Annotated in this window: 13 protein-coding genes and 1 riboswitch; of the genes, 5 read left to right on the forward strand and 8 right to left on the reverse strand. The window is 74.4% G+C overall.

What is annotated here, in order from left to right; genetic code table 11:
* Positions 1–39 precede the first annotated feature (39 nt).
* On the reverse strand, positions 40–11,382 hold the full coding sequence (locus Val02_RS22560) for a hypothetical protein (protein WP_203901160.1): 11,343 nt from the start codon (positions 11,380–11,382) through the stop codon (positions 40–42).
* 46 nt (positions 11,383–11,428) lie between these two features.
* Positions 11,429–12,526 (reverse strand): L-cysteine desulfhydrase Cds1, encoded by a 1,098-nt coding sequence (gene cds1 / locus Val02_RS22565; RefSeq protein WP_203901161.1) that lies wholly within the window; start codon positions 12,524–12,526, stop codon positions 11,429–11,431.
* A 246-nt stretch (positions 12,527–12,772) separates the two neighbouring features.
* Between cds1 and Val02_RS22570 the strand changes: the two genes are divergently transcribed.
* Both Val02_RS22570 and Val02_RS22575 read left to right on the forward strand, forming a co-directional pair.
* Positions 12,773–14,236, forward strand: a complete 1,464-nt coding sequence (locus tag Val02_RS22570) for a ricin-type beta-trefoil lectin domain protein (protein ID WP_203901162.1) — start codon at positions 12,773–12,775, stop codon at positions 14,234–14,236.
* A 4-nt stretch (positions 14,237–14,240) separates the two neighbouring features.
* The gene (locus Val02_RS22575; protein ID WP_239153251.1) at positions 14,241–16,118 is read left to right on the forward strand and encodes a glycoside hydrolase family 5 protein; all 1,878 of its coding nucleotides are present in this window, start codon (positions 14,241–14,243) and stop codon (positions 16,116–16,118) included.
* Here the strand turns inward: Val02_RS22575 and Val02_RS22580 are convergent.
* Positions 16,060–17,409, reverse strand: a complete 1,350-nt coding sequence (locus tag Val02_RS22580; RefSeq protein ID WP_203901163.1) for a purine-cytosine permease family protein — start codon at positions 17,407–17,409, stop codon at positions 16,060–16,062. The two genes, Val02_RS22575 and Val02_RS22580, sit on opposite strands and share 59 nt — an antisense overlap.
* Positions 17,399–17,511, reverse strand: a riboswitch (TPP riboswitch). It overlaps the preceding gene by 11 nt.
* 135 nt (positions 17,512–17,646) lie before the next feature.
* Between Val02_RS22580 and Val02_RS22585 the strand changes: the two genes are divergently transcribed.
* Positions 17,647–18,156 (forward strand): hypothetical protein, encoded by a 510-nt coding sequence (locus Val02_RS22585; protein ID WP_203901164.1) that lies wholly within the window; start codon positions 17,647–17,649, stop codon positions 18,154–18,156.
* Positions 18,157–18,323: 167 nt separating this feature from the next.
* Here the strand turns inward: Val02_RS22585 and Val02_RS22590 are convergent, their stop codons facing one another.
* Together Val02_RS22590 and Val02_RS22595 are read right to left on the reverse strand one after the other, a co-directional pair.
* A complete protein-coding gene (locus Val02_RS22590; protein ID WP_203901165.1) occupies positions 18,324–20,723 on the reverse strand; it encodes a fibronectin type III domain-containing protein in 2,400 nt (799 codons plus the stop codon).
* Positions 20,724–20,846: 123 nt separating this feature from the next.
* Positions 20,847–22,112: a fibronectin type III domain-containing protein gene (locus Val02_RS22595; protein ID WP_203901166.1), complete on the reverse strand. Its 1,266-nt coding sequence runs from the start codon at positions 22,110–22,112 to the stop codon at positions 20,847–20,849.
* A gap of 104 nt (positions 22,113–22,216) precedes the next feature.
* On the opposite strand from Val02_RS22595, the gene Val02_RS22600 reads away from it, so the two are divergent.
* The gene (locus Val02_RS22600) at positions 22,217–22,684 is read left to right on the forward strand and encodes an SLOG cluster 4 domain-containing protein (RefSeq protein WP_203901167.1); all 468 of its coding nucleotides are present in this window, start codon (positions 22,217–22,219) and stop codon (positions 22,682–22,684) included.
* Here the strand turns inward: Val02_RS22600 and Val02_RS22605 are convergent.
* The gene (locus tag Val02_RS22605; RefSeq protein WP_203901168.1) at positions 22,639–23,835 is read right to left on the reverse strand and encodes an FAD-dependent monooxygenase; all 1,197 of its coding nucleotides are present in this window, start codon (positions 23,833–23,835) and stop codon (positions 22,639–22,641) included. The genes Val02_RS22600 and Val02_RS22605 overlap by 46 nt on opposite strands.
* Positions 23,836–23,895: 60 nt before the next feature.
* On the opposite strand from Val02_RS22605, the gene Val02_RS22610 reads away from it, so the two are divergent.
* Complete coding sequence (locus tag Val02_RS22610) at positions 23,896–24,456, forward strand: TetR/AcrR family transcriptional regulator (protein WP_203901169.1); 561 nt, start codon at positions 23,896–23,898, stop codon at positions 24,454–24,456.
* A 4-nt stretch (positions 24,457–24,460) separates the two neighbouring features.
* Here Val02_RS22610 and Val02_RS22615 read toward each other — a convergent pair whose 3' ends face one another.
* Positions 24,461–24,979, reverse strand: a complete 519-nt coding sequence (locus Val02_RS22615) for a hypothetical protein (RefSeq protein WP_203901170.1) — start codon at positions 24,977–24,979, stop codon at positions 24,461–24,463.
* Positions 24,969–25,517, reverse strand: a complete 549-nt coding sequence (locus Val02_RS22620; protein WP_203901171.1) for a hypothetical protein — start codon at positions 25,515–25,517, stop codon at positions 24,969–24,971. Before Val02_RS22620 ends, Val02_RS22615 begins: the two co-directional genes overlap by 11 nt.
* Between the last annotated feature and the right edge of the window lies 1 nt (position 25,518).

The following is a 25,518-nucleotide window of genomic DNA, read 5'->3' on the forward strand; positions in this document are numbered from 1 at the left end:
CGGTGCGGGCGTTCACTACGGACGGCGGCCGCCGGCGGTTCAGCCGCACGAGGCGACCGCCTGGGAGACGACGTCGAGGCGGTCGGCCGCGCCGCGGTGAGCGGCGACGACCCGGCTGAGGTGCTCCAGCCAGGCGAAGCGGAGCTCCAGGGTCAGGTCGTGCCGGGCCGTCTCGACGGCGGCGCGGGCCTCGGGGAGTTCGCCGGCGACGGCGTGCGCCGTGGCGCGCAGGATCGCCACGACGACCGTCGACGTGGGGGGTGGGCGCGCCTCGGCGAGGGCGGTGATCAGCGGCAGCAGGTGGGGCAGCAGCGCGGTGTCGGCGTCGGCGAGCCAGTCGACGATCTGCCCGGTCCGCTCGTGCGGCTCGGCGGTGAGGTAGCGGTAGGCGCGTTCGGCCTGGCCGAGCGGGGCCAGGCGGAGCAGTGCGCGCTGCGCCCCGACGGTCGTCGCCGGGGTGCCGGCCGCCGCGGCGCGGTCGAGGGCGTCGTGCATCCGGGCCAGCTCGCCGCGGCGCAGCAGGGTGCCGCGGTGCTCCTCCCACAGTTCCGCCGAACGCTCCCAGTCGGGCGCGGACAGCCACTGCTCGCGCGGCGGCGTGGACCCGGACGCGCCGCCGAGCGACAGCGAGTCGGTCATGGAGCGGGACATCGACGTGACGCCCCAGACGGCGGAGCGGGTGATCTCCGCGACGTGGGCGACGAACTCCCGGCGCCGCGTCACGTACGCCGTGGCGGCGGCGTGCGCGGCGACCCGCGCGGCGCTGTACGCGGCCCGCTCGGTGTGCGCGGCCGCCGCGTCGGTGGCCAGCCGCTCCGCCTCGCGCACCCACGCGTCGGCGGCCGCCAGGGCGGGATGCGCGCCGGCGGGGCGGTGGCGGGCGGCGAGCGCGACCGAGGCGGACCAGGCGCGCAGCCGGGTCGCCAGGTCGGCGTGCGTGTCGCTCAGCTCCCGCCAGGCGCGTTCCCAGGCGGTGCGGGCGGCTGCCTCGGCGCCGGTGACCTCGGCCAGCCGGGCGCGGTTGCGGTCGGTGGCGGCGACGTCGGTCGGGTCGGTCGCGCCGACCTCGGCCTGGACCTCGCGCAGCGCCTCCAGGGCCCGCACGGCGGCGGCCCGCGCCAGCTCGTGCCGTTCCTGCACGTCGACGAGGCGGTTGACCTCGTCGGCGACGCGGTTGCGGCGGGAGGCGAGCCGGACGATCCAGCGCGCCGCCGCCAGCCCGTCGGTCGGCCCGTCGATCCGGCCGGCCGCGTCCTCGACGCGGGCCCAGGCGACGCGTTCGGCGGCGACCGCGCGGTCGAGGTCCCGCATGGCCGTCGCCATCACGCCCTGGGCGTGCATCGCCGTGCGGCCGGCGTCCTTGTACGTCTCGATCACCGCGTCCATGTCGGCGACCGGGGCCCGCAGTTCCTCGGCGGTCTCCTCGGTGATCAGGCCGTGCGCGATCGCGTCGTGCTGGCGCAGCTTGACCCGCAGGCCGTCGCTGACGGTCACCTCGACCGCCTCGGTCCGGTCGCCGAGCGTGGCGACGAGCCGGTACTCCACGTCGGCGGTGAACTCGTAGGTGTGCGTGATGTCGCGCAGGTTGAGGTAGCGGTCGGACTTGCCGCCGACCGTGGCGCGGCGGTCGGCCTCGCCGGCGACCAGGGTCGCGGTGCCGCTGAGCGCGCTGTAGTCGTCCTCCTGCTGCGCCTTGTCGGCCTGGGTGAGCGTGGCGGCCGGTTCGGTGGAGATCTTCGCGGGCGTCTGGTCCTTCTGCGAGCCGCCGGAGAGCGAGGTCTGGAAGGCGCCGCTGGTGTCGAAGCTGTCCGAGACGCTGTGGTACTCGGTGCGCGGGATCTCCGTGGCGGTGCGGTGTTCCAGCTTCACGCTCTCGGCGTTCGGGCCGGTGACGTTGTGCAGGCGGACGTTGCGCACGTTGGCGAGGACCCGCAGCGTGGCCGGCCGCCAGCCGCCGGTGGGGGAGAGCACCGACACGACCGGCAGGGACAGGCCGGCCGCCGCGCCGTCGACCGGTGGCTGCCGCCCGTCGCGGTCCGCGTCCCCCGCGTCGTTGAGCAGGTGGAACGTCCCCGCCAGCGTCAAATTGTTGACCGTGGACCAGATGGTGGCGTTCTGGTCGCCGGTGGCGCCGCGGTAGTCGGAGCGCAGCTGCCTGCCGATGTGGATCGGGCCCACGTCGCGGTCGTAGCCGGCCAGGTCGTCGCCGGGTGCCGCCCGGCCGCCGCGGGCCAGCATCGTCATGAGGCGTTCGGTGGCGGTGCGCAGCCCACCGGCGCCCCACACGTGCACCATCCCGAACTGCTTCGGCAGCCGGACCGCCTCGGGCGCGGCCTTCCAGGCGGCGAGCCGGCGCGGGGTCGCCTCCGAGGGCGGCAGCAGCGTGACGGTCGGCGGCGCCGGTGCCACGCTCGGCGTCGACGTGTGGAACCCCGGCACGCTCGAGGACTCCGGCACGATCACCGGCACGCCGACCGCCACGTCGTCGGGCAGCCGCGGCGTCCAGCTCCTCCCGTCCTGGAAGTCGACCTGCACCGACGGCACCAGGCGGGCGGCGTAGCGCGCGGCCGGCCCGGAGTTCATCGTCATCGTGTAGACGCGCAGTTCCCGCCCGTGGTCGACGGCGGAGGCGCGGTTGCGGGCGGCCTGCGCCATGGTGCCGAACATGAGGCCCTGCGCCGAGCCGTGCTGCTGCCCCTCGCCGCCGAACGCGTTCAGCCGCAGGCCGTGCGAGTGCTCGACCTCGTGGCCCTCGCCCTGCCCGGCGGTGCCGATGTGATAGCTCTCGATGTCGATGTCGGGCCGCAGGTCCTCGAAGACCGGCACCCGGTCGAGCCGGAGCCGGAAGAGCACCCGCGCGACCCGCTTGTGCCCGAAGGAGCGCACCCGCACCGGGATCGGCACGCCGCCGTCGAGCAGGTTGTCGATGAACGCGTGGATGCCGTCCGCGGTCACCGCCGCAGTGACGTGGCGCAGGCTGCCGGTGACGTCGGCGGCGAGATCCCTGGGCAGCGCCCCGGGCAGCGACCGCTCCAGTTCGGTGCGCAGCACGTCGAGCAGCTGGATCAGGTCGACGTTGCGGTCCAGCAGCGCCAGCCCGAGCCCGAGGCCGGTGCGCAGCGGCTCGGGCGGCATCCACACCGCGTCGAGCGGGCCGGGCAGGGGGCGTTCGTGCGGCAGCAGCGCGAGGTCGCGCACGTCGGCGTCGGCGATGTCGAGGTACAGCGCGTCGGGCACGGTGACCTGCCGGGCGCGCCGGCGTTCGCTCGGGCGCAGTGCGCGTGGTGCCAGTTCGGTCAGCAGGTTGGTGGGCCTCGCCGAGGCGAGCGCGGTCCAGGTGACGTCGGCGCGCAGGATCTGGTAGCGGCCGGTGTGCGCGCGGTTGCGTTCGTGGGCGCCGGAGACGTTCGTCCGCCGCACGAAGCGGTTCAGCCAGTCTACGAACGTGTACGTCGCGGTCGCGCGTCCGGAGAAGCGGCCGGCCGGGGTCTCCGGCGTGCCGCCGACCCCGACGCCGAACGCGAACGTCACCTGGTCGGACCGGCTGCGCGCCCCGCTCGCGCCGGCCCGCCCCTGGTGGTACTCCTCGACGTGCAGGTCCGGAACGACGTCCTCGACCCGCCAGTTCCCGGCCGTCAGGCGCACCCGCACGCCGGCCTCCCAGTCGACGAACGCCCCGTCGCCCATCAGGCCCGCCGTCATCAGCCCGCCCGGGGCGGTCAGCACCGACAGCCGGCCGCGCAGCACGGTGATCGCGTACCGGTCGGTGAGCACCTGGTCGACGGGTGTGCCGCCCTCGGTCAGCGAACGGTTCCCGCCGAGCGCTTGCACCGTTCCCGTGACGAGATCGACGACCACGGCGGGCGGCTGGTCCAGCGCGTCCGGATGGAACGCGGGCGTGAAGTGCGCGGAGCGCGGCGCCTCGATGACGGTGCGCGCGACCTCGGGGTCGAGGTCGGTGACCGGCCCGAGGGTCTGCTCCGGCACGGGTGCGACGGGCCGGCGGTCGGTGTCGGGCTGCCGCCACGACCGGTCGGACGGGCTCCACAGCGTGACCGTGCTGCGAAACGGCGCGTCGAACAGCTTCCGGTCCGGGAAGCGGGTGAACCGGAAGCCGCCGAGGAACGGGTTGACCAGGGCGATGCGCCGCCACGCGCGCGGGCGCCGGTAGTGCGCGAGCGTCGCGTCGACGTCGAGGTCGAACTCGTACACCTCGACCCCGGCGGCGCTGTACGAGAGGCGGTAGGTGACGATGCCCTGCCCGTGTTCGCCGCTCTGCCCGAGCGCCTGCGTCCAGCGCGGACCGAAGCCGACGTGGCCGCTGGTCTGCTTCGCCGCCGACTTGACCCAGCCCGAGACGTCGAACGACTCGCTCAGCTCCTCGGTGCGGCCGTGGCTGGAGTCGAGCTCCTCCGACATGATCGTGATGTCGGCCGGGCTGATCGACTCGATCGTGCCGCGGTGGCGGCGGTTGCCCAGCCGGCCGGCGAGGGTCAGCAGGTAGTGGTCGACGCTGCCGACGGAGAGCATCCGGAACCGGAAGCGCAGCCCGACGTCGAGCACCTGCGACAGGCCGGAGCGGAACGCCGAACGGGTGATGCCCTCGCCGAGCGAGCGGTAGTTGGTGACCACCGACAGGAACCGCTCGGGCGATCCCGCCAGCCGCTTCGGGTCGGTGGTGGCCCAGTCGGGGAGCAGCTCCGGCGCGGCGCCGCGCAGCTTCGTCACGACGAGGTCGTGCAGTTCCCGGCCGCGGCTCACGTCGGCGGTGATCGACGGGCCGATCGTGCGCGGGTGGCGGCGGGCGAGATACGTCGGCGGTTGCACGTCGTCGGTGTTGGTCGGCGCCCGGTCGGTGCGCCGCGGCGCGTTCGACGTCGACCGGTAGGTGAACGTCTCCGGCGCGGCCAGCCGCAGGGCCTCCTCGACCTGCATCCGGATCAGCAGGAACCCGTGCACCGGCTCGCGCGGCTGCGCGCCCATGGCCTGGTTCACGAACGCGACCTGCACCAGGTACAGCGCGGTCGGCCCACCGGCGTCGGCCATGTGCCGGTCGGCGGCGGCGCCCCCGTTCTTGGCGCCCTGGCTGCGCTTGTACGCGGCGGCGATCCGCGCGACCAGGCCGGCGGAGGCGGTGATCGGACCGGCGTCGATGAGCGCACCGGGGCCGACGCCCAGGGAGACCTCGCCGCCGTCGGTGACCGAGGTGGCGGCGATGAGCGCCACGCTGCCGGCGTTGCTGTGCCGGATCAGCACCTCGCCGTCCTCGGTGACGGAGATCCGGTTGGCCCGGCCGAGGACGAGCCGGGTGCGCACCGCCCCGATCGGGGTGTCCGGGTCGTCGTCGTACAGCGTGGGCGAGTACAGGTAGGTGTCGGCGAGCTGGTCGACGTAGTTGGCGACGGTGCGCCGCTCGGCGAGTTCGCGCAGGGTGTCGCGGGCCGGGCTGCCGATCCGCTTGGCGGCCGGCACCGCCTCCAGGAGGTCGAGGAAGAGCGCCTTCGTCCCGCCGACGTCGTCGACGGTGAACGTGCGCGGCACCCGCCCGTTCAGGTCGAACTCGTCCGGCGCCGGCGGGGTGCCCGCAGGCGGCGGCAGCGGCCGGTACGCCGTCGGCTTGAGCATGTACTCGGGGATCTCCAGCAGCACCGCGCCGGGTCGCAGGAGGTGCCGCGGCGGGGCGGTGGACTCCTTGCCGTCCACCAGCGACGTGACGGTGAGCGCCGAGTACAGGTCGGCGTGGTACGCCTCGCTGCCGAGCCCGCTGCGCAGCAGCTTCTGGTCGAGCACCCCGCTGGCGCCGCCCATCGTCGTGGTCGGCTGGTTGCGGATCAGCTTCGCCGCGATGCTCAGCAGCGCGCCGACCGGGGAGGCGTTGAGCAGGAACGAGAACGGCAGCGACCAGACCCGCGAGCGGGTGTACCGCTTGACGAACCCGCGGGTGCGGCTGGACTCGGTGCCGGTGTCGATGCGCCGCGACCCGATGTCCCGCCGGATCGCCGTCATCCGGTTGACCAGCGTGAGGTGCAGGGTCACCTCGACCGGCCCGTCGGCGCGCCGCACGGTGACCGTGGCGCCGTCGACGAGGCCGTCGCGGAACCGGTGGTCGAGCGTGTGCTTCAGGGCGGCCAGGCCCGGGTCGTCGTCGGGCACGACGCCGCCGACGCCGCGGCGCACGAAGTCCATCAGGGCGTCCCGCTCGCCCGGGAGCAGGCCGGCCCGCGCCGCGCCGAGCAGCTGGTCGTCGCGCATGTGGCCGGGGAGGGTGAGCGTCGCGCTGTAGGCGTCGTTCGGCAGGGCCAGCGGGCCGTGCGGCTCCGGTTCGGCCGGCGACGTGGTCGGGTCGGCGCCGCGCAGCGCCTCCCACGCCCGCCGCACGTCGGCGAGTTCCACCCGGCGTCCGGGCGACTTGGCGTCCTCGGTCGCCGCGACCAGCGCCCGCAGATCTGTCCACTGTGGAACGTCCGGAGCGCCGCCGCCGCGCCACCCGGCCACCAGGGCGGCGAGCACGTCCACGTGCACGACGTCGGCGCGCAGGGCGTCGAAGAGCCGCCGCAGGGTGGTGAGGTAGCCGACGCGGTCGGCGCGGGGGCCGCGGGTCAGGCGTTCGGGGTCGAGGGTGTGCGCCACCTCGACGAGCTGCAGCAGGCGGCGGCGGGCCCCGATCGGCACGCCCGGCATCGGGTCGCGGCCGGTGAGCCGGTGGCGTTCGACCCGCCAGCGCGCGGAACGGGTGAGCCGCCGCGACACGGTGCCGACCTCGTGCACGAGGGCGCGGAGCTCCCGCCGGGTGCCGCGGGTCTCGTCCATCAGCCCGCGCAGCACCCGGAACGCCTCGCGCGGCACCGTGGCGTTCGCCGCGTCCAGGTGGAACCAGCGCGCGACGGCCGTGTCGTCGACGGCGTTCGTGATCTCGTCGGCGAGGGCGGCGACCTCCTGGTGCAGCCGTTCGACGGCCTGCGCGGTCGCGTCCAGCCAGGGGCCGGCCCCGGCGGGCTCCTCGACCGGCTGCCGCGCGGCCCCGAACCAGGTGCGGCGCACCCGTTCGCTCAGCGCGTCCCAGGCCGCCGTCAGGTCGGCGCGCACCGGCGCCGGCACCTTCAGCAGGGCCGCGCGGACGGCGTTCTCGGCGTAGGGCACGCCGTTGTCGGAGAGCGTCGCCAGCCCCACGAGGGTGCGCCGCCACCGCGACGTCCACAGTGGAACGTAGACGTCGGCGACCGCGTCGTGGTGCACGAAGAGCACCGGCCCGCGCTCCCCGAGGACCGGCGAGGCGACGACACTCCCGTCCTCCCCGCTGCGGAACGCCTGCAGCCGGAACTCGACCCGTTCGCCGGTCAGCCCGGTCTGCGCCGCCCGCAGGAACTCGTAGAGGCGGGGCAGGTCGGAGCCGTCGGCGCGGCCGGGCCAGGACGCCGCGAACGCGACGAGCCGGTCGACGCGCAGGGCCGCGGTGGCGGCCAGGGCCACCGGCGGGCGACCGCCGCTGCCGCTGAGCAGGGTCGCCTCGGTGATCAGCTCCAGCAGGGTCCACCAGCGGCGGCTCTGCGCGGCGCCGCCGGTCGGGCCGGGGGTGAGGCCGGTGGGCAGGGCGGTCGGGTGCCCGGTGCCGACCCACGTCCAGCCCCCGTCGGCGGCGGCCCACTCGCCGGCTGCCGGCTCGTCGAGTTCCGGGATCGGCTCCAGGTCGGTCCAGCGCACGCTCGGGCGTTCCCGGCCGGTGGCGCGTCGCCGCTGCGCCTGCGCCGTCACGTCGGCGGCCAGGTCACCGCGGAACCGGACCAGGTCGGCGTGCACCACACCGGCCCACTCCGTGGGGTCGGCGGCGGCCTGTGCGCCCATGGCCCGGTTCCAGGTGTCGAGGAGCCGGGCGCGCAGCCGCCGCCACTGCCGCTCGCGGGCCGCGCGGACGGCGCCGGCGAGCCGGTTGAGGTCCTCCAGCACGGCGGGTTCCTCGACGGGCCGGCCGTCGACCGCCCATTCGCGCAGTTCGGCGACGGTGAGCCGGTACCGACTGTCCACTGTGTCCACCGGGTCCACAGCGCTCAGGGTGTTCAGGGCGTTCACCGGGTTCACCGTGTCCACTGTGGACGGTGTGCCGCCGGGTGCGCGCAGCGCCGCGGGCAGTTCGGTGGTGAGCACCGCGGTGAGGTCGGTGCCGTAGCGGCCGGTCCGGTTGCCGTGCAGCACCCAGCCGCCGTCCCCGTCGCGGCCGAGCACGTGCGTGGGATGCCCGGCGGCGCGGGTGAGCGCGTCGGCGAGCGCGTCGCGGTAGCGGGCCGGCACGCCGGCGACGTCAAGGACCAGGAGGCGCTGTCCGTGCCAGCCGGGCATCGTGGTGACCTGCTCGGCGAGGCTGGTGGCGTCCAGCGCCGCGTCGCCGGCGACCAGCCGCCCGCCGCGGGTGTCGAACGTGCCGGCGATCCGGTGCACCCCGGGCAGGTGCGGCGCGCGGGCGGCCGCGGCGGCGTAGGTCGCGGCGGTGTCGCCCGGCGCCGGCAGCAGGTTCCCGCCGGCGAACGGAGCCACCTCCAGCGGCGCGGTGAACGCCTCGCGCAGGGCGAGCGCGGCGGGCACGGGCAGCTGCAGTTCGGCCGCGTCGTCGATCCGCACGGCGTGCCGGCGCCCACCGTGTTCCACCTGGAGGAGCAGCCCGACCGCGACCCGGACGGCCGGTCCCCGCGCGGTGCCGACGTACCCGAGGACCCGGGCGTCGTAGAGCCGGATCCCGGTGCTGAGCACGGTCTGCCGGGTCCCGAGGCGGCGGCCGCCGACGCGGTGCGCGACGGCGGTGCGGGTGAGTGCGGTGGCGAGGACGCCGTCGAGGTAGGGCGCCGAGACGGTCCGCCGCAGCGCGTCGAGCAGCCGCTCCCTGTCGGGCCGGGACAGCACGGCGGGGCCGTCCGGCCGGGGCGGGGCGAGCGCGTCGGCGAGGTAGCGGTGCGCCCGGCGCAGCGCCGCCGGGTCCAGGTGCGCGGTGCCGCCGGCGAGCTGCGCGGGCGTCGGCGCGAACGGCCGCACCCCCGCGAGCCCGTGGAGGGTGGCGGCGACGTCGGCCGCGGACCGGATCGGGGTCGACGCGGGCGCGCGGGTCGCCGTGTCGCCGGAGCGGCTGTCGACCTCCTCGGTGAGGTGGACCGTGCGGGTGGCCAGCGTCCGCCCGCGGTGGCGGTGCTCCACGACGACGCGCACGAGGCCGGTCAGCGCACCGTCCACAGTGGACGTGTAGGTGCCGATGCGTTCGCCGTGCACGACGATCTCGCGGGCCCCGGCCCGGTCGCCGGTGCGCAGCGACAGGCCGGCGCCGAGCAGTTCCGGCATGCGGCGCGCGAGCAGGCCGGCGGTGAGCAGCGCGGCCGGCGGGCCGGCCCGGTCCGGCTCGGTGACCAGGTACCAGCGCGGCGAGCCGGCCGACTCCGGGCCGAGCAGCGCGGCCGCCGCCGTCGTGACGCTCTCCGGTGCGCCGCCGGCCGGATCGGTGGCCCGCACCGCGCGGGTGACGGCGTCCAGCGGCAGTTGCCGGGCCCCGACCGGCGCCGTCGTGCGCGGCGTCACCGGCGCCCCGCCGGCCGCGGGCGTCGCCAACCGCTTCGGTGGAACGGCGTCAGCGGCCCGCACGATCGGGTCGGCGGCGGCCCGCATCCGGGCGACGTCGGCGAGCGCGGTCCACCCGTCGTCGTCCACGGTGGACGGCGGCCCCGGGGCCGGCGAACCGCGCGCGTGCGCCGCGTACCCGTCCCGCAGCGCCACCCAGCGGCGGGCCCGTTCGAGCAGTGCCAGGACGGCGACGGCACGCGCGTCGGCGCGCAGCCCCAGATCCTGCAGCCGCTGCCCGGCGGCGTCCTCGAACGGCCCGGTCAGCATCGGGTCGGCGACCCCGCTCAGCGCGCGCAGCTCGGCGAGGAACGCCGCGTCACCGGCCGTCAACGGCTGCCCCGCCACGACCCGCCCGCGGATGCGTTCGACCCGGTCGACCTCCGGGGCGTCGACCAGTGGGCCACCCGGCGCGAACAGCGCGGCCACCGCGTCCACGGCGGCGTCGAGCCGTTCGGCCTCGGCGCGGCGCGCGTCGGCGAGCGCGGCCGCCAGCCCGGCCCCACCCGCGCGCACCGGAACGTCCCCGAGCGCCGCCGCCCGCGCCCGCGCCGCCGCCCGCGTCCGGGCCCGCCGCGCCGCCTCCGCCGCCGGCAGCGCACCGTCCACCGTGGACACCCGGGCCTGCTCGGCCGCCCCGCGCAGCGCCGCCGCCCGGGCCTCCCGCGCGGCGGCACGCACCGCGCGCGGGTCGGCGCCGCGCGCCGTCTCGTGCAGGCCGGCGCGGCGATGCGCCGCGTCGGCGAGCGGCCGGGCGCCGTCGCGCACCGGGCGCAGCACCTCGTCGTGGGCGCGCTGCCCGGCCAGGTACACGGCGGCGTGCAGGGCCTCGGCGCCGGCCGGCAGCGGCAGCAGTTCGTCCAGGAGCGCGGGCAGGCGGCGGTCGGGCAGCGCCCGCACGGCCCGGTCGAGAACGGGCCGAAGCGTCGCGGCGAGGTCGTCGGCGAGGCGCAGCAGCGCGCCGGCCCGGGCCAGCCGCGCGGCGAGATCCCGTTCGGGGAGCAGCCCGTCGAGCCGGACCGCACGGGCGACGGTGGCGGGCTCCCGCACGGCGGCGAGCAGCCGCAGCACCTCGGGCACGCCGCCCGGCCCGGCGCGGAACTCGGCGGCGAGGCGTTCGAGGCGGTCCACATCGGACAGTGCGGCGGCGAGCAGTGCGCGGTCGCCGGCGCCGGCCGTGTGCGGGGCCCGCAGCGCCGGCCGTAGCGCCGCGGCCCGGGTGTCGAGCGCGGCGTCCCAGCCGCCCGCGCCGCGCAGCGGCACCAGCGCCCGCCCGAGCGCGTCGAGGAACGCGGCGCGCGCCGGGTCGCCGCCGTTCGTGCCGCCGGCGTCGCCGTCGAGCCGGGCGCGCGGGAACGCCGGTGCGGAGCCGGACGGGGCGGGGACGCGCGTGACGCCGTCGGCCGGGCGCACCTGCACGCCCTCGGCGGGGCGCACCTGCACGCCGTCGGCCGGGCGCACCTCGACGCCGCCCGGCAGCCGGATGCGCACGGCGTAGCGGTCGGCGTACTCCTGGGCGTCGGCGCGGGTCGGGCCGCCGGGCGCGCCGCTCAGGTCGACGAGGAGGCCGCCGTGGGCGTCCCGCCAGCGGTCGAGGTTGCGTTCCAGCAGCGGGCCGCCGAGCGCGTCGGGCGTGGTGACGAGGCGGGGCAGGGCGGTTCCGGCGGCGGTGTGCAGCGCGTGGTCGAGGCCGGGCGCGGTGTCGAGTTCCGCGCGTTCGCCGGTGTGCAGGTAGATCCCGTGCGGCGCGGGCACGATGCGCCAGCCGGCGCAGATGTCCGCGAGCACGAGGATTACGCTAGGGAAAACCGGGGGACATCGGGAAAGTCCCAGTTCAGGGCATCGCCGGCGGCGCCCATTCGCCGGTTTTCAGAAACCTGTCGACCGTGTTGCCGAAGGGTTCCAGGTCGAGCTCCTGCGCGGCGAGCCACTCGGGCGAGTAGTAGGTGTGCCGGTACCGCTCCCCGCCGTCGGCCAGCAGCGTCACCACCGAACCGGTGCGCCCCTGCGCGAGCATCTCGGCGATGATGCCGAACGCGCCCCACAGCGACGTGCCGGTGGAACCGCCGACCCGCCGGCCGAGCACCTCGGAGGCGGCGTGCGCGGCGGCGATCGAGGCCGCGTCCGGCACGAGTTCCATCCGGTCCACCACGTGCGGCTCGAACGACCGCTCCACCCGCTGGCGCCCGATCCCCTCGATGCGCGAGGGCTTGGCGGTGTGCACGTTCGGGTCGCCGCTGCGCCACGACGGGTAGAACGCGGAGTTCTCCGGGTCGACGACGCACAGCCGGGTGGCGTGGCGCCGGTACCGGATGAACCGCCCGATCGTCGCGCTCGTGCCGCCGGTGCCCGCGCCCACGACTATCCACTGTGGAACGGGGTGCCGCTCCATCGCCATCTGCTGGTAGATCGCCTCGGCGATGTTGTTGTTGCCGCGCCAGTCGGTGGCCCGTTCGGCGTAGGTGAACTGGTCCATGAAGTGCCCGCCCAGCTCGGCGGCGAGCCGGTACGCCTCGGACACGCACGAGCCGGCGTCCTCGACCAGGTGGCACCGCCCGCCCTGGAACCTGATCAGCTCCAGCTTCTCCTGCGACGTGGTGGCCGGCACGACGGCGACGAACGGCAGCCCGAGCATGCGCGCGAAGTACGACTCCGACACGGCGGTCGAGCCCGACGACGCCTCGACGACGGTCGTGTCCGGCCCGATCCAGCCGTTGCACAGCCCGTACAGGAACAGCGAACGGGCGAGCCGGTGCTTGAGCGAGCCCGTCGGGTGCGACGACTCGTCCTTCAGATACAGGTCGACGCCCCACGCGCCGGGCAGCGGGAACGGCACCAGATGGGTGTCGGCCGAGCGGTTGGCGTCGGCCTCGACCCTGGTGATCGCCTCAGTGACCCAGGCGCGGCGGGCGTCGGAGAGCAGGTCGGACACACCAGGACGGTAGCCTGTCGCCCGGTCCCGGCGCGCGTTCCGGACATCCGGGCATGTGACCTGGATCACAGCGCGTTTCGCCGATCGGCGTGAACCTTCCTCCGGGAAACCGCGTTGATCGGGGCCGGGTTCAGGGGAGGCAGGCCGCACATGCAAGCGCCGAAGATGTGGGTCCCGGGTCCGGAGTTCCGCCGGCGGCTGGGAGGGTTGCTCGACCGACGCTGGGCACGCGCGACGGTCGCGGGCGTGGCGATCACCGCGGCGCTGGGCGCGGCGGTCATCGCGACCGACACCGTCAAGTTCGCCAACGCGGATCCCGAGCCGAAGATCGGCATCGCCGTACCGCCGGAGCAGTTCCCGGTCGTGGTCGCGGCGGCACGCTCCTGCACGACGCTCAGCCCCGCGCGCCTCGCCGGACAGCTGATGGCGAACTCCGCCATGAACCCCGAGGCGCGCCACCAGTCCGGCCGCGAGGGCATCGCCGGCCTGGAGAACACCGTCTGGACCCAGTGGCAGCCGTGGCCGAAGGCCCAGCGCGGCGACGAGAGCGCCAACATCACCGCCCTCGCCCACCACGTCTGCGACCTCATCGGGCAGCTGCGCGTCGCCAAGGTGCCGGGCGACCCGTGGCGCAACGCGCTCGCGGCGTTCCAGGTCGGCAAGGACGCCGTGCAGAAGGCCGGCGGCGTGCCGGACAGCGCCGCCAAGTACGTCGACGAGGTGGCCGCCTACACCGCCTGGTACGCGCAGCGGGCCGAGTTCGGCGGGGCCGTGAAGAGCACCGCCGACATGTCGGCCAAGCCGGTTCCGGACGAGTACGTCGCGCCGATCGTCGCCGCCGGCAAGTCCTGCGCACAGGTGAGCGCGCCGCTGGTCGCCGCGCACCTGATGGCCGCCTCCGGGTTCAACCCCAACAAGCTCGGCGGCGACGGCGCCCGCGGCATCGCGCAGTTCAGCGACAAGATGTGGGAGACCTACGGGCCGAAGGAGGCCTCCGCGTGGGACGCCAAGGCGGCCATCCCGGCGCTCGGCACCGCGCTGTGCGGCCTGAGCAAGGACCTCACCGGCGTCACGAACGACGCGGTGAAGCTCTCCGTCGCGGCGTTCGAGATGGGACCCGACGCGGCCCGGCAGGTGGCCGGCCGCAAGGACCAGGGCTCCGGTAACCGCTCGGAGCAGGTGTGGGCGCTCGTCGGCTACTACTCGCAGGACAACCGGCTCACCGCCGGCAACGCCGCCACCGCGCCGGCCAGCCCCTCGCCGTCGCCCAGCCCGTCCGGCAGGCCCGCGACGAGCAAGTCGCCGGCCGCGTCGCCGAAGGCGTCACCGACCGGCCCGCCGACCGTGCTGATCAAGAACCGGGCCTCGAACAAGTGCCTGACCAGCCAGGGCGACAGCAACGTCACGCTGATCATGCCCTGCACCGGTGCGGCCGAGCAGCGCTGGGAGGTGCGCACCGACGGCACGCTTCGCGCCAAGGGCTTCTGCCTCGACGTGCCGAAGGACCCGCAGGACGGCACCTCGATCCGCACCGCCAAGTGCAGCACCGCGGCCGAGCAGAAGTTCAAGTTCGACCAGGAGCTGATCGTCGGCATCGCCAGCGGCAAGTGCGTCGACGGCTGGCACGGCGCCGACCAGAAGGACGGTGACGACGTGTACGCCTGGGTCTGCGTCGGCGACCTGGCGCACCACAAGTGGTACTTCGGCTGATCCCGTGTTCCGGTCACTGACGGTCGGGTTGGTGCTGGCGGCTTCGTTCGTCGTGCCGGCCCGGCCGCCGGCCGTGCCGATGCCGTCGAGCGAGAGCTGGGTGGCGCCGCTCAGCACCCGTGGGCGTTACATCGTCGACAGGAACGGCGACAGGTTCCGGCTGCGCTCCGGAAACTGGCACGGCGCCAGCGGCACCTGGAACGGCTCCGGCGATCAGGCCGACGACGCCAACCACCATGCCGGCGAGAACTCCCACCGGGTGCCGCTCGGCCTCGACCGCGCACCCGTGGGACGCATCGTCGACGGGTTCCGCGAGATCGGCGTCAACAGCGTGCGGCTGCCGTTCTCCAACGAGATGGTGCACGACACGCGACCCGTGAGCGCCTCCGACGTCGCGGCGAACCCGCACCTGGCCGGGCTGACGCCGTTGCAGGTGTACGACGTCGTGGTCGCCGCGCTCACCGGTGCCGGCCTCGCGGTCATCCTCAACAACCACACCAACACGACGCGCTGGTGCTGCGGCGTCGACGGCAACGAGCGCTGGAACGCGTCCCAGAGCGCCACGGTGTGGGAAGCGGACTGGCTGTTCATGGTGCGCCGGTACCGCACCGACCCGCGGGTCGTCGGCGCCGACCTGTACAACGAGGTGCGCCGTTCGGTGTGGGACGACCCCAACTGGGGGCTCGGCGACGACCACGACTGGTTCGCCGCGGCGCAGCGGGTCGGCGACCGCATCCTCACCGAGGCCAACCCGGACCTGCTCGTCTTCGTCGAGGGCATCAACTGGACGGGCATCCCGGTCGACGGCTTCGCGCACGAACGCCCGACGCTGGCGCCGGTGCGCACGCTGTCGCACACGCTGACCCGTTCGCACAAGCTCGTCTACGCGGCCCACTTCTACGGCTACACCGGTCCCCGGCACAGCGGCGCCACCGGGGTGGGGGAGACCAGCGACCCGCGCTACCGGGACCTGTCGCCCGACGAACTGCGTACCGTGCTGCGGAATCAGGCCTTCTACGTGGCGGCCGACACCGGGAAGCACTACACGGCACCGGTGTGGATCAGCGAGTTCGGGGTCGGCGGCCGCGAGGAGACCAACGCCAAGGAACGCGCCTGGTTCGCCACCTTCGTCGACGAGCTGATCCGTAACGACGCGGACTTCGCGTACTGGCCGCTGGTCGGCTGGCACGAGGGCGGCCGGGGGAACGGCTGGGCGCTGCTGGCGTGGGACCGCGCCGGCAACCGGATCGGCCCGTACGACACCGCCGACCCGGACTGGCGGGGCGAGATCTGGCGGCGCCTCGTCGAGTCACCGGGGCGCACCGGCCAGATCCCGGTCGCCGCGCGCTGGTCGATGCTGAGCCCGGACCACGGCGACTTCGTGCAGTCGCTGCGGATGCGCGCCGCGGGGGACTGGGACAGCGGCGCGCGCAAGTCGGCCTGCCCCGACGGGCAACGGCTGATCGGGCTGAGCAGCACGGGAAACCGTTCGCTGTGCACGGATGCGGGGCTCGCCGACCCGTGGGCGCCCGGTGGTGCCTGGACCCAGGTCACCGACGAACGCCACGTCGCGGGCGGCGACTGGGCCGGCGGGTACACGAAGCTCCAGTGTCCCGCCGACCAGCTGCTGATCGGCTGGAGCGTGCGCGGCGCGACCGTCTCCGGTGCGCTGTGCGCCAGGGCGTCCCGCGCGCTGCCCACGAACGGGCGCACCGTCTGGTTCGATCGCGGCGACAACCGCCCGGCGGCGGACCACGGCGACTACGCCTCCGGTCACTACAAGGGCGAGTGCGCGGCGAACGAGTACGCGGCCGGCATCGCGTTCACCCGTCGCGTCGGCGCGCGGCAAGGGCCGGCCGCACTGCTGTGCCGAGCCCTGTGAGCGCCGCGGCGACCGCGAGACTGACCAGCGAGGCGGAGAGCCCGTTGGCCGGGTCGATCCCGAGGTCGGACTGGCGTTCGGCCCACCAGGCGCTCCACCACGCACCCGGGCCGGCGAAGAACGTCGGCGTGGTGAGCTGGTAGGCGACGAAGCCCGCGACCCAGGGGACCAGCAGCCACGGCCGCTCGCCGGTGGAGAGGTCCCAGCGGGCGTTCGTCAGGTAGCGCACCGCGAAGACGCCGACGAGCGGCACGAACACCGCCCCGATGAGGAAGAGGAACGGCTCGTAGGCGGCGATGTCGAAGGTGAGCGCGAGCACGGTCGCCACGACGCCCACGCCGACGGCCAACCAGCGTCTGTCCACCTTGGACAGTGGATCCAGGTTCTGTGCGGAGACGGCCGTGGAATAGATGTTCGCGAAGGCCTCATCCAGTTCGACCGCAACGAGAATGAGCACGGCGGCGAGCCCGAACGGCACGGCCAGCAACGCGGTGATCACATCGGTCCCGTAGGCGGCGACGGCCAGCACCCCGAGGGTGAACATCGCCACGGTCGCGGCCCCGTAACCGATCGCCGCACCGGCGAAGGCGTTGCGGGTGCCGCGCACGTGCCGGGTGTAGTCGGCGGCCAGCGGGAACCACGACACCGGCAGCGCGATCACGACGTCCACCGCCGTCCAGAACGACGTCGCCCCGCCGGTGTCCACAGTGGAGCGCGGCTCGGAGAGCACCCGGAAGATCAGGTACGCCAGCGACAGCAGCGCGGCCCACACCGCGTAGCGGCTGAGCACCCGCACCGCGCCGAGCGGCCGGACGGCCATCAGCGTCGCCAGCACACCCCCCACCACCACGAACGGCCACCGCGGCGCGGACAGCGCGCGCGACGCCGCCTCGGCGATGATGACGATCTCGAAGGTCGCCCACCCGACGCACTGCACCAGGTTGAACGCCGTCGGCAGGTACGACAGCCGCGCGCCGAGCAGCCCGCGCAGCAGCACCATCGCCGGCACGCCCTCCCGGGCACCGGCGGCCGCGCCCAGCCCCAGCAGCACCGACCCGATCACCGCTCCCACGACGATCGCCGCGAACGTCACCCCGAACGGCCGCCCCGCCAGCACCACGAACGGCGCCGCCACCGGCAGCAACAGGCTCACCCCGAGGTTGCCCCAGAGCCCCAGCGCGCCCCGGAACCCGAGCGTGCGCGGCGCCTTCCCATCCCGGACAACGGGTGCGTCAACGTTTCCCGCCTGGACGTGCTCGGTGTTTCCCGCGTGGACGGGCTCGACAGACATCCCAACTCCCTACGCCGGCATTACCCCGGTCAGGTTCAGACGGTCGACGGCGCCGTGCAGCCGTCCTCTCAGCCCAGTGGATGGGCTCCCGCGTCAGCAGATGAACCATACGGCCCATGTCAATATCAAGATTCCGGCGAACCAGGTTGAATGCCGTCGTAGCCGGGCATAGTGACCTCGAAGCCGAAGACCCAACCCGGGCCACGTGGCAGCACGAACACGGGAAGGTGAACCGACATGACCATCACTCCGGTGGGGGGCGTCACCACTATCGGGGCGACCACCCAGATGCAGCAGATCCAGGAACAGCAACGGATCCAGCGGGCCGCGCAGGACGACGTCCTCCAGCAGGACGCCGTCGAACAGCGATTGGTCGCCGATCGCGTGCAGGACCGGCGGATCCAGCAGCAGGAGGTGACGGAGGAACAGCTCGAGGCGCAGCGGATGCGCGACCAGCGGCTGGACGACCTGCGTCAGGTGGAGGACCAGCTCCGGCTGGAGAGCCAGCAGCGGCTGCAGGATCAGCGGCTGCGGGTGCAGGAGCAGCAGGAACAGCTCGCCATCGACACGCAGGCGCGGATCCAGGACCAGCAGGTGCGGGTCCAGGAGCGCAACGAGCAGGTGCGGATCCAGGACGAACTGGCCCGGGCGGCCGAGGTCCGTGAGGCGGCCGACCGCGCCGCCGAGGCGCGGGTCGAACAGCAGCTCGCGAACCGCCCGGAGAACCGGGTGGACCTGTACCTGTAGCGGATCGCCTATCACGCGCGAGGCGCCACGGCCGGTCACGGCCGTGGCGCCTCGCGTTGCCCTCACCGATCTTGCAGTTGTGGCGCCCGGGATGGCCGGTTTCGGCCGGCGATGTCCCCGCCACAACTGCAAGATCGGTGAGGGGCCGCCCCGGCCGGGCGGCGGCCTCAGGCGGTCCGGCGGCGGCGGGCCAGGCCCACCACCACGAAGCCCACGGCGAGCAGCACCGCCCCGAGGCCGGCCAGCCCGTGCGTGTCCCGGCCGGTGACCGGCAGGGCGGCCGACGCCTCCGCCACCGTCACGGCCAACGCGAGCGTGCGCACGTTCCCGTCCGAACCGATGCCGCTCATCGCCAGCGTGTGCGCGCCGCTGAAGTCGTCGGGGACCGTCACCTCGACACTGACGTGGCCGTTCGCGTCCGAGACGGTGGCGGCGAGCGTCGTCGGCTCCGAGTAGATCCCGACGAGCACCGGCGTGTTCGCCGCGAACCCGTCACCGGTCAGCGTCACCGTGCGCTCGTCCGAGATGGTGCCGCCGCCGGTGCTGGTCAGCGGTTCGGCGCCGACGGGCGCGGTCGCGGGCAGGGTGGGGCTGGCCGGCGTCACCGTGACCGGTGCGCTCGCCAGGGAGTCGCCCACGGCGTTGGTGGCGGTGACCGTCACGGTGTACGCCGTGCCGTTCGTGAGGCCGGTGATGCCGCACGCGATCGCGCCGGTCGTGGTGCACGCGGCGCCACCCGGCTGGGCGACGGCGCGGTAGCCGGTGATCGGTGAGCCGCCGGTGATCGCCGGTGCCGACCACGACACCGCGGCGGACCCGTCCGCTCCGCTCGCCCGCACCTCGGTGGGCGCACCCGGCGCGGTGGGCGTCGGGGAGCCGGTGACGCTCGGGCTCGGCGACGCCGTATCGCTCGGGCCGGGGCCGGGCTGGGCCGTGTCGCTCGGCGTGACGCCGTCGCTCGGGCCGGCGCTCGGCGTGGCCGTGTCCCCGGGACTCGGGTCGGGCGAGGCGGTGTCGCCGGGTGTGGGGCTCGGCGAGGTGGTGTCGCCCGGCGTCGGCTCGGGGTCGGTGGTGTCGCCGGGTGTCGGATCGGGCGAGGCCGTGTCCCCCGGCGTCGGGCTCGGGCCGGTGGAGTCCCCGGGGCTCACCGACGCCGTGACGCCCGGGTCGGGCGAGACCGGTGTTCCCGGCGATCCGGTCAGGCTCGGCGACACCGGCGCACCCGGCGTGGACGAGTTCCCGGGTGAGGGCGAGGCGGAAGCGGTCGGCGAGGCGGAGACGCTGGGCGCCGCCGACGGTTGCGTCCACTGCCCCACGACCACCGGCATCCGCGGCGCGATCCCGTCTCCTTCGCCCAACTGGTTGACCGCACCGACCGTGACCCAGTACGTCGACCCGTAGGCCAACCCGTCGATGTCGCACGTGGTGGCCGGCGCGGTGGCGGTGCAACTCGCCGCGACCATCCCGGTCGCCTCGTCGGCGAACGCCCGCACCCGGTAGGACTCGACCGGCGCTCCGCCGTCGTCCGCCGGTGGGTCCCAGGCGGCGTCGAACCCACCTGAGAACGGCTGCAGGATCAGGTCCCGCGGTACCCCCGGCACCGTCGTGTCGGTGTCCGCAGCGGACTGCCGGTTGTACACGTTGACGGCCCGGATCGAGTACCCCATGTCGACGACCTCGATGGCCACCCCACCGTCCTGCACGCGCGCGGTGAACGGCAGGCTCACCGAGGTTCCTCCGTCGACGCCCACCACGTCGAAACCGACCGCGGCGGCGGCCGTCGCGTTCGTGTCGAGCGAGGCGAAGTAGGCGGGCGGGATCCACGCGTTGAACGCGCCACGCGCCACGGCGCCGTTCTGGTCCAGGTGCGGGTTGCCGAGCACCGGGATCGACCAGTAGGGCTCGGGATAGGTGGCCAGTTGCACGACCGTCGGCCGGGCCTGGGCGTCGGTGCCGAGGTAGAACCCGTCGAGCGTGCTGACGTACGGTTCGCCCCAGGTGACCAGGTCCTGCGTGTTGCCGGAGAAGCGGTGCCCGGAGGCGCCGGAGTTGGCCATCGTATCGGCGTCGCCGCAGTCGGTCCCCGCGATGCAGGAGGCGAACAAGGGGCCGTTCGTCCAGTTGATGTACGTGGGGCGGCCGGTGACGGTGAGGGTACTGCCGACCCGCGTGACGACCAGGTCCCGCACGATGCCGGTGGTGTACCGGGGAACGAAGCTGCCGACGCGCAGTTCCAAGGTGATCGTGCCGTCGCGCACCTCCTGCGGCACGGCGTCGCCGTCGAGCCCCTCTACCGCCCAGTTGAACGACGTGACGAAGCCCGGCAGCGCGGCGACGTTCGCACTCAGCCCGTAGGTCGACAGCGGGGTGGGCGTGCCGCCCTCGGGCGTGACGGTGGCCGATGCTACGCAACCCTGTGCCTCGGCGTCGGTGCAGGCGGGCCATGCGCCGTCGGGCCACTCGGGCGGCGGTTCGGCGGATGCCGGCGGTCCGGCCAATCCGAGCAGGCTCGCCATCAGGACGGCCGAGACCGCTCCGAAAACCGGTCGCTTGCGCGCGCGCAGCATCGTTCTGTCCCCCGATACAACGATGGTCTGTGCCGCGACGGTACCTTTTTGCCCGGGTTCGGGGGGACGAACGGCGGCGCCCCGACCGGTCGACCGGACGGGGTACCGCCTCGTTCGAACGGCTCAGGTGGGTGTGCCCGGCACGCGTGGCGCGACGGAGACGCCCTCGCCGAGCCGGTTCAGGGCGCTGACCGTGACCCAGTAACTGCCGCCGGGCTCCAGCCCGGGAAGGTCGCACGAGGTGGCCGGAGCGGTGACCGCGCAGCTGCTGACGACCTTCCCGCCGGTGGCCGCGTCGAACGCCCGCGCCCGGTACGTCTCGACCTCCGGTCCGGTATCGCCGGGCGGCGGCTGCCACGCGGCGCCGAGCCGTCCGGCCGCCGGTTGCACGGTCAGGTTCCCGGGCACGTCGGGCACCGTCGCCTCGGGGTCCACTGTGGACGGTCGGTTGAAGACGTTGACCGTCTTGATCGAGTAGCCGAGGTGCGGCACGTCGATGGCCACGCCGTCGTCGCGCAGCCGCGCGGTGAACGGCAGGCTCACGTCCTGGTTGTTCTCCACCGCCACGACGTCGAACCCGACCGCCAGCGCGGCCTCCGCGTTGGTGTCGTGCTGCGCGAAGTACCTGGGCGGGATCCACGCGTTGAACGACCCGCGGGCCGCGTTGCCCGTCGCGTCGAGGTGCGGGCCACCGAGCACCATCGACCAGAACGGCACCGGCGACGCCACCATCAGCACGACCGGCGGCTTCGCCTGGGCGTCCGAGCCGAAGTGGAACCCGTCGAGCGCGCTCAGGTACGGCTCGCCCCACGCGCTGAGGTCCTGCGTGTTGCCGCTGAACGCGTAGCCCGAGCCGCCGGCGTCGGCCATCGTGTCGGCCCCGCCGCAGTCGCTCGCGGTCAGGCACGCCAGCAGCAGCGGCCCGGTGGTCCAGTCGATCTGCACGGGACGGCCGGCGAGGTGGACGGTGGTGTTGCCGTCGCCGGTGGTGGTGCGCGTGACGGACAGGTCCCGCGCGGTCGCCGTGGTGTACCGGGCGGGATAGGGCCCCACGCGCAACTCGAGGTTCACCGTGCCGTCCCGAACCTCCTTCGGCACAGTGGTCTCGTTCCACCCCTTCACCGCCCAGCCGATCGAGATGCCCGCCTCGTCCTCGGTCGTCACCTCGAGGTACAGCCCGTGCGCCGCGAGCGGAGCCGCCACCCCGCCGTCCGGTGTGATGGTGACCGAGTCGATGCAGCCCTGCGCCTTCTCGTCGGGGCAGACCGCCCAGGCGCCCGCGGGCAGCCCGATCGGTGGGGCGGCGGCCACCGCCGGGGCGGCGAGCCCGAGCAGGAGGAGCGGCGCCGCGGCCGCCCCGAACATCGATCGTTGTCGTTCACGCAGCATCGTTCTGTCCCCCCGAGAATAACGATGGCCTGTGTCGCGACTGTAGCTTTCCGGCTCCGAGCAGTGGGCCTGAACAGCGGCCGGCAGTCGTACGCTGGTGCCTGATGGCGTTCCAGATAGCGGTCTGCGGTCCGGGGGAGTGCACGGACGCGGAGGCGGCGCACGCACGCCGCGTGGGTGAGCTGCTCGCCGAGCGCGGCGCCGTTGTGCTCTGCGGCGGCGGCTCCGGTGTGATGGCCGCCGTCGCGGCCGGCGCGCGGTCGCGGAACGGGACGGTCGTGGGGATCCGGCCGGGGCAGTCGCGGGAGGGTGCCTCGGCGGACCTGTCGGTCACCGTCGTGACCAACCTCGGCGAGGCCCGCAACGCCGTCCTCGTGTGGAGCGCCGACGCGGTCATCGTGGTCGGCGGATCCTGGGGAACGCTCAGCGAGCTGGCCCTCGCCATGCGCCGCGGCGGCGTGCCCGTGCTGGTGCTCGGCGGCTGGCGCGTCGTCGGCCCGGACGGCGCACCGGTGCCCGGACCGACCTATGTGGACGGTCCCGAACAGGCGGTCGCGCTGGCGCTGCCGTAGTCCGGCAACGTGATGGCGTTGGCCGCCCTGTGCAGCGGTGCCATCACCCTCGCGAGGATGCGCTCGCGGCCGGGCATCCGGGCCATGAGGCCCAGCATCGCCATCGACACGCGCACCTGCCCCTTCGAGCCGAGCACCATCCGCTTGACGTTGTCCGGCCCGAGCTTCTGGTTGGCCGCGACGAACGGCCGCATCACCCGCTCGTAGGCCGCGAACGCCCGCTCGTGGGAGGCGCTCGCCAGTTCCCCCGCGAGAACGTAGGCACCGACCAGGGCGAGGCCGGTCCCCTGCCCGGAGGCCGGCGAGGCGCAGTAGGCGGCATCGCCGAGCAGAACGACCCGGCCGCGCGCCCACGAGTCCATCCGGACCTGGCACAGCGCGTCGTAGTAGAGGTCCGGCGTGAGGGCCTCGAGCAGCCGCGGTACCTCCCACCCCTGGTCGGTGTACGCGGCGCGCAGGGCGGCCCGCCGGTCGGCGTCCTCTGTGGACGGTGTGCGGAAGATGAACATCGCCTTGGCGTCGGTGTCCCGCGCGGTGCTGTAGACCAGGGTGGTGCGGCCCGGGCCGACGTAGGTCAGCTCCTCGCGGTCGATGCCGAGGTGGTTGGGGACGGCGCAGATGGCGATCCGGTACCCGAGGTCGTGCACGAACTCCCGCTCCGGCCCGAAGGTTAGCTCCCGGGTGCGCGAGTGCAGCCCGTCCGCGCCCACGATCACGTCGAACGTCTCCGTGTGTCCACTGTGGAGAGTGACCGTGCCGTCCATGATGGACTCGATCGAGTCGCCGAACCGGTAGGTGACGGCGTCGCGGGTGCGGCCGTACAGCAGCCGGGCGAGGTCCCCGCGCAGGATCTCCGCGTCGCCGTGCTCCCGACCGCCGAAGGTGTCGGCGTCCATGCTCGCCACCCGGCGGCCCGTGGCGTCCACCACGAACGCGCCGCGCACGTCGGTCCGCAGCGCGCGGATCTCGTCGAGCAGGCCCATGCGGCGCACCACGTCGAGCGCGGCGCCGCGGATGTCGACCTTGTAGCCGCCGTCGCGCATGGCCGGCGCCCGCTCCACGACGGTGACCGCGAACCCGCTCCGGTGCAGCCAGTAGGCCAGTGTGCTGCCGGCGATGCCGGCTCCCGAGATGAGCACCTTCTTCGTCATGGATCGATAGTACGATCGTCTAAGACAGTTGTGCAAGACGCTTGTGTAGAATCCTCGGACATGGGCAACCGGGAAGATCTGCTCCACGCCGCCAAGCGCTGCCTCTACGAGAAGGGCTACGCGTTGACCACCGCGCGCGACATCGCGAACGGCGCCGGCGTCAGCCTCGCCGCGATCGGCTACCACTACGGCTCCAAGGAGGCCCTGCTCCAGCAGGCGCTCCAGCAGGCCATCGAGGAGTGGGGCGAGGGACTGGGGCGCACGCTCGGCTCGCTCGCCGGCACCCCGGCCGAACGCTGGGACGCGGTGGTCGCCTCGTTCCGCGCGGACAGTGCACTGTGGACGGTCCAGTTCGAGTTGCTCGCCCAGTTGGAACGCACCCCCGAGCTGCGCCGCCTCTTCGGTGACGCCAACCGTCAGGCCCGCATCGCCCTGGCGCAGCTCATCGGCGGCGCACCGGCGGGCCGGGAGGAACAGGTCGGCGCGCTCTACCAGGCGATGCTCGCCGGCCTCGCCGCGCAGTGGCTGATGGACCCGACCGACGTGCCGTCCGGCACCGACGTCATGGCGGCCATGCACGCCGTCGTCTCCACCACGTCGACCATGTCCACTGTGGACTGACCGGCTACGGGCTGCCGATCGGCGTGCAGACCACGGTGTCGCCGCGCAGCACGGGATCGTCGACACCGCAGCGCGGGTAGAGCCGGACGGCGGGCCGTTCCTCGCCCGGCACGATCAGGCACGGCAGCCGCCCGAGCGCGGCGAACGCGGCCAGGTCCCGCTCGTCCACGGTGGCCGTGTACTCGACGCCGCGCAGGGTGCCGGCGGGCAGCTCCAGATCGAGCGTCAGCACGTGCCACTGCGGTTCATGGCGGACGATCCGGGCGACGGCGCGCACACCCACGTCGTCGAGCCGCCGGTCGAGCGCCTCCTCCTCGTCGGCCAGCGCGTTCGCCGACCGGTTGAAGGTCCAGACGGCGAGGCCGATCGTGAGCAGCAGCAGCCCGGCCACGCCGAGGAACGTCCCCACGCCCGCCGCGTCGTTGACGGAGCACGCGATGCAGGAGACGACCGTGCCGGCGCCGGCGAGCAGGGTGAGGGCCGCCGGTAGCCGCGCGCCGGCGACGCGCCGTTCAGGCGGCATAGGGGATCAGGGTCAGCGGCTCGCCCTGCAGCACGTCGATGTCGGCATCGCAGCGCGGGTACACGCGCACGTTCGGGGGCTCGTCCGGCGTGACGACGCACGGCATGCGCCCGAGCGTGGTGAACCGCGGCAGGTCGATCCCCGGCACCAGCGCCCGGTAGCGCAGCCCGTTCCGGGTGCCCTCGGGCAGCTCCAGGGTGAGCGTCAGCACCAGCCACACCAACCGCGCCGACGGCGGAACGTGCGCCGGCGCCTCGTAGGCGAGAATCCGCGCGGTGCCCCGCACGCCGTCCTCCGCGAACCGCCGGTCGAGCGCCACGAGGGCCGGCGACGTGAATTGCACCCGGCGCAATGCCCAGAACCCCAGGAAGATGCAGGCGACCATCGGCACGCCGTAGGCGAGCGGGGCGAACACGTTGTCGGTGTCGGAGCCCCACAACCCGACACAGGCGACGATCGTCACGATGCCGGCGATGACGGCCAGCAAACCGATGAGCCCCGTGACCCGCGAACCGGCGGGGCGGTCCTCCGCGCGCATC

Origin of the sequence: Virgisporangium aliadipatigenens, assembly GCF_016863615.1 — a bacterium.
In the GTDB taxonomy this organism is placed as follows: domain Bacteria; phylum Actinomycetota; class Actinomycetes; order Mycobacteriales; family Micromonosporaceae; genus Virgisporangium; species Virgisporangium aliadipatigenens.